This window comes from Streptomyces sp. NPDC059456, from assembly GCF_042750055.1.
Classification (GTDB): domain Bacteria; phylum Actinomycetota; class Actinomycetes; order Streptomycetales; family Streptomycetaceae; genus Streptomyces.
The window spans coordinates 1-4,088 of record NZ_JBHYVA010000740.1 but is presented as its reverse complement, the minus strand read 5'-3'; the positions used below and the strand labels follow the sequence as shown (position 1 = coordinate 4,088).

Genomic DNA, 4,088 nt, shown 5'->3' with positions numbered 1-4,088 from the left:
GTCCTGACCCGGGACGGCCGGCGCGGGGGGGGGAACACCCTCATCCCCCGCCGCCGGGCCGCCGGGCCCCGCGGGCGCCGCGCCGCCGGGGCGCGGGCCCCCCCCCCGCGACCGAGGTGCTACGGCAGTTGCGCTCCGGCCCGGCCGTGTCGGCGCAGTGGCTGCGCGGGCGCACCAAGCACGATCCGGGGCCCGCACTGGCCCGGCTGCGGGACGCGCGGATCCTCGTCGCCCACCCCCGCCTGCGGGACGCGCTGGTCCACCCGCCGCTGCTGGCCCTGCTCGACGCGCCGTACGGGCGGACGGATCCGCCGGCAGGGAAGTGAGCCGCGTCCCAGGGGCGCCCCACCGGGCGATGCCCGTCTCCTTCCCGGAGAAGGCGGTTCAGAGGTCCGGACGAATCGCGGCCGTCGGCCCGGTGCCTTCCCTCGAACCCGGGGCCGGGGTGTGGCGGTCAGGTCGGCGACCGGCAAGGATGCCGATCATGACGACCCACCCGCATCCGACCCCGCTCCGCTCGACGCACTCGCCGTCGGTGGTGTTCGGTGCGGGGGCGGCGATCGGTGTGCTGGGCGGGATGATCGGTCTGGGTGGGGCGGAGTTCCGCCTTCCGCTGCTGATCGGCCTCTTCGGGTTCGCCGCGCTCTCCGCGGTCATCCTGAACAAGGCGATGAGCCTGGCCGTCGTACTGGTCGCACTGCCTGCCCGGCTGGGGGCGGTCCCGGCCGCCGAGGTGGCCGCCCGTTGGCCGGTCGCGGTCAACCTGCTGGCCGGCAGTCTGCTCGGTGCGTGGGCGGGGGCGTCCTGGGCGGTGCGCATGCGCACCGCGACCCTCTACAAGGTGCTGGCCGCGCTGATGACGCTCATGGCGGTCGCCCTGCCGGTCACGCACACCACCACCCTGGGGACGCTCGATCTGCCGCTGTGGGCGCAGGTGCCGTGCGGTGTCGTGGCCGGGTTCGGCATCGGGGTCGTCGCGGCGATCATGGGCGTGGCGGGCGGTGAGCTGCTGATCCCGACGATCGTGCTGCTGTTCGGGGAAGACATCAAGACGGCGGGAAGCCTCTCCCTGCTGGTGTCGCTCCCGACCATGCTGGTGGCCTTCGCCCGGTACAGCCGTGACGGCAGTTTCGCCGTCCTCGGCGCCAGCCTCCGCTTCACCACGCTCATGGCCGCGGGATCCGTCGTCGGCGCCGTACTGGGCGGGCTGTTGCTCGGTGCGTTCCCGGACCTGGTGCTCGTTCCCGCCCTGGCCGTGATCCTGCTCGTGTCCGCGGTCAAGCTCGCCCGTCACGACTGAGGCTGAGGCGCAGAGTTCCGGGCACGTCGCCGGCAGCCGTGCCGAGCACACTGCCGTGACGTGCGCCGACCCGGGGACGGGCCGGCGCACGACGTGAGCGGTTGCGGGCGTCAGCGGAGGGTGAAGGGTGCCACGTGGGTCGTGGTGTCCGCCCCGCTGATGGTGAATTCGAGGTTGTAGTTGCCGTTGGGCAGTCCCTGCGTACTGACGGGGAGGCTGTAGCCGGCGACCAGCGGGGTGTAGGCCATCCGGGCGCCGACGGTCCTCGTGACGGGGCCGGTGATGCGGGTGGCCGTCACGGTGATGCCGGAGCCGGAGAGGTTGTTTCCGTTCGCGTCGCAGATCCGCAAGGAGATCACGACCTGACCGAGCAGGCGGACCGGCCGGGTCGGGTCGTAGAGCAGACAGATCCGGTAGGCGACGGTGTAGGTGACGCTCTTGGTGGCCGGGTTCGTCGCGACGTCCTTGGCGTTCACGGTGAACACGTGGGAGCCGAGGGCGGACGTGTCGACGGCGCTGCCGTTGGGGACCGTGCCCACGCAGCTCGCCGGCCCGGAAGCGGCATCCGTGCACGAGTAGGAGGCGGTGACCGCCTGGCGGTACAGGTAGGTGCCCGCCGCCGGACGGACGATGGTGATCACCGGTGCCACCGTGTCGAGGCGCACCGTGATCGTCTGCGGCGCAGAGGTGTTGCCGGCGTTGTCGGTGGCGGTGTAGGTCACGGTGGTCACGCCGTTCACCGTGATCGGGACGGCTGCACCGGGGCCGGAGACCACGGTGGATGCGATCGGCTGGGCGCCGGCGGCGCTGTAGGTGATCTTCTGGACCCCCGAGGCGCACGTCCCTTCGCTTGCGCTGATGTTGACGGTCGCCGGGGCGGTGGTGTTCCAGCCCGCTCCGTTCGCCGCGGGCGAGACGTTCGCGGAGACGGTCGGCGCAGTCGTGTCCGGGTCGTAGGTGAACGCGTCGGCGGCGGTGACCGGGCTGGTGCCGTTGGGGGTGGTCACGGTGACGTCCACGGTGCCGCGTGCCTGTGGGGGCACCTGTGCGGTCAGCTCCTCCGGTCCGGTGACGTTCACGTTCGTGGCGGCCACGGAGCCGAACTTGACGGTGGTGCCGCTGGTGGGGAATTCCGTTCCCCGTACGGTCACGGTGTTGACGCACTGCGCGAGTTCGGGTGCGTGGTTCGCGGTGACGCCGGTGACGGTGGGCGGGGACAGCGTGACGCGGTCCATGGCGGTGCCCCAGTCGCCGCCGAAGATCCCGGTGTTGCCGGTGGCTCCGATCTGCTGGACCGTCCAGACGTCCTTGGGGTTGCTCGGGTCGCGCGCGGTGCCGGAGTAGTCGCCCCAGCGGCTGTCGCCGTTGCAGCGGCAGGCGTAGGCCTCCGTGCCCGCGGCGTAGAAGTCGCCGAAGGTGGTGGACGGGAAGTTGCCGCCCGGCACTCCGATCGCGACCCCGCCTGCGAACAGGGAGGACGAGGAGGCGGTGAACCCCGCGAACAGGTCGTCTTCGTCGTTCAGGGTCAGCGAGCCGTAGTGGATGTCTCCGCCCACGAGGCCCAGGTTCAGGTTGGTGGACAGGGTCTGGGTCCCGCCGGTGGCGATCTGGACGAAGCGCTGACAGGCGTGGACCGCGGTGTCTCCGATGGGGGTGCAGCTGACGTTGAAGACGCCCCACAGGCGGTTGTTCTGCCAGGCGACCGACAGCATCCGCGCGTCGTTGGTCTCGATCGTCGCGTCACCGCCGGCGGGCTGGGCCGCTGCCGGCGGGGGGTCGGCCGTTCCGATCGGGATGGTGTTCACGGTGCGGTTGACCGCACTGACCCCGGGCACGCCGGTGATCGTGGTCACCACGACGTCGGTGTCGTCGTGCTTCATCGAGAGCTGGTCGTTGATCCCCGACAGCGAAGTGGCGGGGACGGCGTCGTCCAGGGTGGTGTCCTGGGCGAACGTCGTGAGGCTGATCGTGCCGCCCGCCAGCAGGTCCGCCTTGTTGACGACCACGGTCACCGCCCCCAGGAACGGCGGCGGCGCGGGCGCGCCCATGTCGAAATTGTTCCAGCCCAGCGTGACCTTGTCGTTGGTGTAGCCGAGCAGGGGCCGGTCCTGCAGGACGTTGGAGGTGTTGCTGCCGACGTTGTAGACGGTCCAGTGGCCTCGGGGGTCGGAGGTGTCGCTGACCGCGACGTCGTTCTCGTCGCCACCGGCCAGGAGCCCCTCGTACGAGGCGAAGAACCGGCCGGATCCCGCGTCGTAGTGAACGCGCGGGTCACCGCCGGTGTCCGCCGCGAACCCGAAGAAGGCACCCAGGTCGAACGGAGAGCCCACCGCGTTGCCGGCCTTGTCGTAGATCTGGCCGGCGCGGTTGACGAACTCGACGATGTGGGTGGGCCCGACCGCGAGATTGGTGTCGGAGGGAGCGGTCCGTGACGCGGCGTCGTTGTCGCCGTTCCCGAGGGTGGGGAAGGTCTTCAAGCGCTCCACCACCGCCGAGGAAGGCACCGCCTTCCGCGAGGCCGAGTCCTTCGGAGTCAGCCGTGCGGTGGTGACCGGCAGACTCGGCTGCCGCATCGGTCCTACGGGCGCCCGCCGTCTCGGAGGGACGAGCCGTGGCCGCACCTGGGGCTCGGCGATGCGCCTCGGGCGGGGCAGCGCGCTCACGTCCACGCGCTGCTTGGCCTCTGCCCGCGAAATGGTCCCCACTCACCCCAAGTGCGAGGGGGTGGTTTCAGGGGCCGAGGACGGTGCGCTGGGACGCGGCTCGGAGGACCACGCACAGACAGGCG

3 protein-coding genes are annotated in these 4,088 nt (G+C 71.6%); 2 read left to right on the top strand and 1 reads right to left on the bottom strand.

The features are described from left to right. Positions 1-128 precede the first annotated feature (128 nt). Complete coding sequence (locus ACFXA3_RS37520) at positions 129-326, top strand: hypothetical protein (protein ID WP_385194904.1); 198 nt, start codon at positions 129-131, stop codon at positions 324-326. Between the two features lie 158 nt (positions 327-484). Further along, positions 485-1,300, top strand: coding sequence for a sulfite exporter TauE/SafE family protein (locus ACFXA3_RS37515; RefSeq protein ID WP_385194901.1), 816 nt, complete (start codon positions 485-487; stop codon positions 1,298-1,300). 110 nt (positions 1,301-1,410) lie between these two features. Here the strand turns inward: ACFXA3_RS37515 and ACFXA3_RS37510 are convergent, their stop codons facing one another. Further along, the gene (locus ACFXA3_RS37510) at positions 1,411-3,873 is read right to left on the bottom strand and encodes an IPT/TIG domain-containing protein (RefSeq protein WP_385194898.1); all 2,463 of its coding nucleotides are present in this window, start codon (positions 3,871-3,873) and stop codon (positions 1,411-1,413) included. Positions 3,874-4,088: the final 215 nt, after the last annotated feature.

Coding starts and splice junctions, on each gene's coding strand:
- ACFXA3_RS37515 (WP_385194901.1), top strand. CDS start 485: ATGACGACCCACCCGCATCCGACCCCGCTCCGCTCGACGCACTCGCCG.
- ACFXA3_RS37510 (WP_385194898.1), bottom strand. CDS start 3,873: ATGCGGCAGCCGAGTCTGCCGGTCACCACCGCACGGCTGACTCCGAAG.